General features: G+C 46.6%; 8 protein-coding genes. 4 read left to right on the top strand and 4 right to left on the bottom strand.

Annotation, left to right across the window (positions count from 1 at the left end; genetic code table 11):
- Positions 1-39: 39 nt before the first annotated feature.
- Positions 40-1,023, bottom strand: a complete 984-nt coding sequence (locus tag WCN91_RS09330) for an IS110 family RNA-guided transposase (protein WP_425416017.1) — start codon at positions 1,021-1,023, stop codon at positions 40-42.
- 378 nt (positions 1,024-1,401) lie between these two features.
- Between WCN91_RS09330 and nagP the strand changes: the two genes are divergently transcribed.
- A complete protein-coding gene (gene nagP, locus WCN91_RS09325) occupies positions 1,402-2,706 on the top strand; it encodes an N-acetylglucosamine MFS transporter NagP (protein WP_342678401.1) in 1,305 nt (434 codons plus the stop codon).
- Positions 2,707-2,770: 64 nt separating this feature from the next.
- Here nagP and yjjG read toward each other — a convergent pair whose 3' ends face one another.
- The 3 genes from yjjG to WCN91_RS09310 form a co-directional block, all read right to left on the bottom strand.
- Complete coding sequence (gene yjjG, locus WCN91_RS09320; protein ID WP_342678399.1) at positions 2,771-3,448, bottom strand: pyrimidine 5'-nucleotidase; 678 nt, start codon at positions 3,446-3,448, stop codon at positions 2,771-2,773.
- Between the two features lie 3 nt (positions 3,449-3,451).
- Entirely contained in the window at positions 3,452-4,000 is a 549-nt protein-coding gene (yjjX, locus tag WCN91_RS09315) for an inosine/xanthosine triphosphatase (protein ID WP_342678397.1), read from the bottom strand.
- A 93-nt stretch (positions 4,001-4,093) separates the two neighbouring features.
- On the bottom strand, positions 4,094-4,591 hold the full coding sequence (locus tag WCN91_RS09310; RefSeq protein ID WP_425416029.1) for an HDOD domain-containing protein: 498 nt from the start codon (positions 4,589-4,591) through the stop codon (positions 4,094-4,096).
- A gap of 321 nt (positions 4,592-4,912) precedes the next feature.
- Between WCN91_RS09310 and WCN91_RS09305 the strand changes: the two genes are divergently transcribed.
- The 3 genes from WCN91_RS09305 (at position 4,913) to WCN91_RS09295 (ending at position 6,136) form a co-directional block, all read left to right on the top strand.
- Complete coding sequence (locus WCN91_RS09305) at positions 4,913-5,284, top strand: TlpA family protein disulfide reductase (protein ID WP_342678393.1); 372 nt, start codon at positions 4,913-4,915, stop codon at positions 5,282-5,284.
- Positions 5,285-5,601: 317 nt separating this feature from the next.
- Positions 5,602-5,859 carry a ribbon-helix-helix domain-containing protein gene (locus WCN91_RS09300; protein ID WP_054552832.1) on the top strand — a complete coding sequence of 86 codons (258 nt, stop codon included), beginning with the start codon at positions 5,602-5,604 and terminating at the stop codon, positions 5,857-5,859.
- Complete coding sequence (locus tag WCN91_RS09295; RefSeq protein WP_342678387.1) at positions 5,846-6,136, top strand: type II toxin-antitoxin system RelE/ParE family toxin; 291 nt, start codon at positions 5,846-5,848, stop codon at positions 6,134-6,136. The genes WCN91_RS09300 and WCN91_RS09295 overlap by 14 nt, the downstream gene beginning before the upstream one ends.
- The last annotated feature ends 85 nt before the right edge of the window (positions 6,137-6,221 follow it).

Below are 6,221 nucleotides of genomic sequence, written 5' to 3'. Positions count from 1 at the left end.
TGTAGATACCATCTCTCATAACCAGCCTCAAGTGCATTTTTATATGACTTGAGGCTGATATTCTTGCTGATTCTTGATTACGCCATAACATATTTGCACAAGCTTTCTCATATTCGCGCCAAGGACTTGCATGGAGGTTTTACCGCGCTTAAGCAGTGCTTCTTTTTGTAGCCTTACACTCACGTTGTATCTCCCTGCCACAATCGCCGCCATATAAAGCTTAGCGCGTAACTTAGCAGGGCCAGTTTTAGTTAACGTTGTGCGGCCTTTGAGTTTCCCTGACTCATGCAATTTGGGGATTAACCCTGCATACGCCCCCACTTGCCTGGCATTGCTAAACTGTTTCGCTGCAAACAAGTAGGTTAACTCCCGAGACAATACAGGACCTATACCCGGAATGCTTTCTAAAAGCGCTCGGTTGCGCTTAAGCTGTGGGTTGCCATTAATGTGGTTGTTAATGTCCTGCTTAAGCTTTTCTATTTCACTTTCAAGCGTGCATATCATGTCTTTAAGAGACAATACAACACGCTCAGACGACAGGCTGAACTCACTTGAATCCAGGCGGTTAAGTTCGCGTTGGCGGTCTGATTCAAGGGTGTCTAAACGACGCAGTAAGGCTTTTAGTACACGTATTTCTTTTGCTTCTGGCTGCCATAACGCGAGATTGCTTTGCTGCGCACAACCGTAATTGGCGAGCATGAACGCATCGGACTTATCTGTTTTGTGAGTCAGGTTAATTGACTCTGCGTATTGCTTTGCCTTGCCGGGATTAGCAAGGAGAATATTAAAGCCATGGTCGTGTAAGAAGTACATTATCGACTCGTGATAAACCCCCGTTGGCTCTAATATGAGCACCATGTGCTCAGGGGCTGCTTTGACTGTTGCCTGTAACCAGTTTTTCAGACTCTCATGGCCTGCTTGTGTATTTTTGATTACTTTGGTTTTTCGTTTACCTGTTTCGCTCTCTTTCAACCAGCATACATCACATTTATTTTTGCTAATGTCTAAACCAATAAATTGCATCATCTCGATAGACTCCCCTTGTACATACAGCATCAACTTGCAATAAGTGCGCTAGGATACCATTCAGTTTATTGAGTGATAGAAGTGAGGGTCTAATCTACATCGCAGCATTGTTATTGCTAAGGTCGGCCACAAACTCACTCACTTCCGATGTATTAGGTGATAGCTAATCATCTAATACTGAGAGATACAAGGTCGGTTACAGATAGACCAGAATGGAAATGTCAGCGATGTCTAAAATAACAATTAGTTGTTATGCTGCTCAGGTCATTTTTACAGATAAAAAAATAATAAATGGCGCTTTTAATGGCTATTTACGCGACTAGAAAAGTGACGCAAACACCTTAAAAGTAAACAAATCGACAACGAGAAAGTGTTATGGAAGCAACAGTGTCTACAACCAAAAAACAAAGCAACTTTGTGCCTATAGCTATTGTTGCCACCCTGTTCTTTATCCTCGGGTTTGCGACCTGGCTCAATGGTTCATTGATGCCTTATTTAAAGCAGATCCTGGATTTAACGCCTTTGCAGGCTTCACTTATTTTATTATCCTTCTATATCGCCGTGACCTTTACCGCGGTGCCTTCGGCCATCATCATTAAGAAGATTGGCTATAAGAATGGCATGGCATTGGGTATGGCGGTGATGATGCTGGCTGGCTTTTTATATGTGCCGGCGGCTAAAACCCAGATGTTTGCGCTGTTTTTGTTTGCGCAACTGGTGATGGGTATAGGCCAAACCTTGCTGCAAACCGCGGTGAACCCTTATGTGGTACGTATCGGCCCGGAAGAGTCGGCGGCGGCTCGCGTCAGTGTTATGGGTATCTTAAATAAGAGTGCTGGTGTGCTCGCACCCATGGTATTTACCGCATTGATTTTAAGTAACTTTACCGGCTCAGTGGGCAAAGACTTAAGCCAGGAAGAAATTGACCAGATGGCCAATAGCCTGATCTTCCCATACATCGGCATGGCCCTGTTTATCGGCGTGCTGACAATGGCCGTTAAATTCTCACCCCTTCCGGAATTAATCGATGACGAGCAAGCCCATGAAAAGGATCAGGTGAAGGCCGCCTTGGCTCGCCCTAATCTGGCTTTAGGTGTACTTGCTTTATTCGTGTATGTGGCGATAGAGGTGATCGCTGGCGATACCATAGGCACCTTTGCACTGGCCTTGGGCGTGGAAAAGTACAGTGTGATGACCTCCTATACCATGGCCTGTATGGTGCTGGGTTATGCTCTGGGTATTCTATTGATCCCACGCGTGCTGTCACAACAAACGGCGCTGACTATCTCGGCTATTTTGGGCTGTGTGCTGACCTTAGCCATTGTTTTTGGCGACGCCCAATCGACTATGATTGCCAACGCTCTGTTGGTGCCTTTTGGCGGCGTGGCACTGCCTGATCCTCTCTTGCTGATTGCCGTGCTGGGCTTTGCCAATGCCATTGTATGGCCAGCGGTATGGCCGTTGGCGCTATCCGGCCTAGGTAAACTGACCAGCGTAGGTTCAGGGCTGTTAATTATGGGTATAGCCGGTGGTGCATTTGGCCCGTTATTCTGGGGTTTAGCAAGTGGCTCAGCGGGTACCGCAGAAGGTCAGCAGGGCGCTTATTTAGTTATGTTGCCTTGTTATCTGTTCATTCTTTTCTATGCTATCAAAGGCCATAAGATGACTTCCTGGAAGTGATCGGAATCAAGAGTTAGTGGCAACCATCCCGTGTTAATGCCAGCCTAGCTGGCATTTTTTATGGCTAAGAGTCTAATAGCAAGGTGCGCAGTTGGCATAGCGATTTAACTTCATAGGTCGGGGTTAAATGCGCGGGCGCTAATTTCTCCAGGCGATTGAGCCAACAGGTATCGATACCTGCATTGATGCCACCTTGAATATCTGATTCTAGGGTGTCACCTACCATAAGGATCTCGTTTTTCGGCGGGTTACCCATCAACTCAAAGGCGTGCTCAAACACCGCCATATGCGGCTTGGCGTAACCCACCTGCTCGGAGATCACCAGCCACTCAAAGGTGCCCTTTAAACCCGTTTGCTCCAGGCGGGCGCTTTGCAGCTCGGTAAAGCCATTGGTAATGATCCCCAGGCGCGCTTTGCCCTGCAGGGCATTTAACAGCTCAATGGCGCCGGGCAGGGGCTGGCATATTTGCGCCATAGCCTCCATAAACCACAGGTTTAACTGCTGAGGCGCTATATCCAGGCGCTCGGCCCAGGACATAAAGCGTTGCTCCTGCAATTGCTTGGCACTGATCTCGTTATTCTGATATTGCACCCACAGCGGTTTATTGACCAGCTCAAAGGTACGGTAATCCTGCTCGCTAAAGGTAACATTGAGTTTGGCGAACATAGCCTGCAAGCCGGCAAAGGCATCGAAATGAAACAGGGTTTCATCGGCATCAAATAGTATCCAGGGATAACGCATATCTTAACTCGTAAATAATTCGGGGTGATTAAAAGGCGCCATGGCCAGAGTTAGCGCCTGTTGATAGGTACTTTGGCGGGTGGCATGGCCGCGGGTAAGCAGGCCGATGGCGCCGCCCTGTTGCTTGATATTAGTGGTATTAAAGGCCGCATCCATCACATCGCCAAGCTCCAGGCCCTGTTGTAACTGCTCAAATAAGGACTCTGGCAAAGGGAGATTGCAGCTGCGGCCAACGCTCATCTGATGATTATCGGCGATCACCACATAGGCAAAGGTGGCGGCGCCATAATCAAAGCGGGCGGCTCCCCCTTCCATAGCCATATAGAAATCCCCCTGATAATGCTCCTGGCAATAACGCACGCGATTTTCGGCACCTTGTAGAGTATCTGGCTCGCCAAGCGGTTGGTCGGCAACCCCGGAAGGGGCATCGACACCGATACAGTCTATATGGTGCTCGGGAAAGTAGGTGGCCAAGGTAGCCTTGGCGGCATTTACTTTAACCGGGTTTTTGGAGCCGACGATCAGCTTTAGTTGCTTGGCTGCGGAACTCATGGCCATTTCCTTGTTCATTTCGTTGCTTTTGGCCATTGTATCATGGCCACCATGAGGGGCACACAGGCCCAAGAGGAAGTGTCGAAGGGCTCTTTAATGAGTACCAAAAAGCAGCAGGTTATGACCTGTATTCAGGCGATCTTGATAGTCGTTTTGTTGCCACTCTAAGGTGGCGAAGACTTTAGGCTCCAAGCAGTGCCAATGATTGATATCACGATGCCGCTTATGCACATGGGCAATATTCTCGGCGACCTTCAAAATAGCGTAGTACAGCTTTTCTTCTTCACTGTGCGGCTCATCCAGAAAGTGTAAATCATGATGGTGCAACACTATGCTGCACAGCGAGCTGGGTAAATGCCAGGAATTCGCCATATAAAACCCAAGCATGGCGTGATTACAGGGATAACGCTTATCTTCCAGTGCGGTAAGCGAGGCCTCACTATTATCATTGGCGGCGCCAAGAACCTGCACATAGTCAGGAAAATTCATGGCCATAACCGGAATGCCGATATCATGAAACAGGCCTAGGGTCTGTTGACCTTTGTTGTTTGTTTCTGCAGCAGTTTGTAGTGAATTTATACAAGGCGGCACATGTGTAGTGTAGTATTCTACATGAACATGTAACAACACAGTAGAAATGCGCTACAAGCGCTGCCCTACGGGTTCATCTAAACGCATCCTGCTCTGTGTTACTCGCTATGTACATAGGCGAGCAAGACCGAAGCAATGCTTCGCAGCTTAGCGAGGTGAGCGCATGGATGCGCGATGTAACCAAGCTTCATGGATGAATTTAACCACATAAATCAGCGATTATATTCATCAGAATGCGTTTAGATTGAACATAAAGTAAACCGCAAAGATAAACAGACCCTAATAACCATGCGAACTTTTTTAAAACTTTGTTTTTTAATTATGGCCTTGTCGACGACAGCGGCATGCGCCGACGATAATCCCTATATCGGCGTGATTGAGAGCAGCGGCTTATTGGGTGAATATAAAACCTTCGCCAGCGCCTACGATGATTTTGCACCAAGCAATGACGAGCTGGCGCAGATGCACAAGCTAAAGGGGAAGTCCTTATTGGTGTTATTCGGCACCTGGTGTCACGACAGCGAGCGTGAAGTACCGCGACTGCTAAAGCTTTTGGCACTGAGCAAGGTCGAACTCGCCAAGCTTGAGCTGGTGGCCGTGGATTACAATAAAAAGATGATAAGGGCCTGGCCGAGGAATTTGCGCTTAAATACACCCCCACCTTTATCGTCCTCGATGGCGACACCGAACTAGTGCGAGTGGTCGAAAAACCACAGGGCAGCCTGGCCACAGCGCTCACCAAATTTAATTACGAGTAAAAGTAGAGAAAATGGTGGCCCCACCTGGATTTTCAATGGGGATTTGGTGAGTATGAGAGTTCATGGGCAAGTTTGCATTACTTTATAAATACAGGCCTTAATGGTCATGAGTGTTTCTTTGCCTGTATTTTTACCATCAACTAACTGTTTGGTGTCACCAAGTTGATTCTTACCAGTTCTGCACTAAACTTTACTCTGGTGGTATAAAGTAGGATTATATCCTTACGAGGTTTCTTTCATTGGAGGTAAATTATGGCAATGGTAAAGAAAAGTATCACAGTAACTGATCAGCAAGAACAATGGATGCAAGCTCAACTTGCAACAGGTAATTATGCTAGTGATAGTGAGTTATTGCGAGATTTGATCAGAAAAGAGCAAATGCGTACTAGCCAAGTTGAAGTTATTCGACAAGAGCTTATCAAAGCTGAGCAAAGCGGTTTTAGTTCTCGTTCTCCTGAAGATATTGTTAATGCGGTGATTGCTAGAAAACAAACCAATGGCGAAGTATAGATTAAGCTCTGCTGCCGATCAGGACTTCGAGCAACTATTTGAATATGGCATCGATAACTTTGGTTTAGCTCAGGCTAAATCCTACATAGATGGGTTGATTATTCAGTTGCAAAGTATTGCACAAAACCCATTGCACTATCAGGCAGTTGAGCATGTTCGCCAGGGGTATAGACGCAGTGTTTATGGGAAACATACTATTTACTATGTCGTATCTAATGACTGTGTTGATGTCATGCGAATACTAAGAGCTGAAAACCTTAACACTGCTTTTGAGTAATTAATGTGTCTGGTTCGTTATCTGGTAGGCTCTTAGAAATTGATAATCGGCTACTGCAACTAACTGAAGAAAAAGAGTTATTGTT

The sequence above is a fragment of the Pseudoalteromonas qingdaonensis genome, from assembly GCF_038739665.1.
Lineage (GTDB): Bacteria > Pseudomonadota > Gammaproteobacteria > Enterobacterales > Alteromonadaceae > Pseudoalteromonas > Pseudoalteromonas qingdaonensis.
This window is presented reverse-complemented; position numbering and strand designations above follow the sequence as displayed.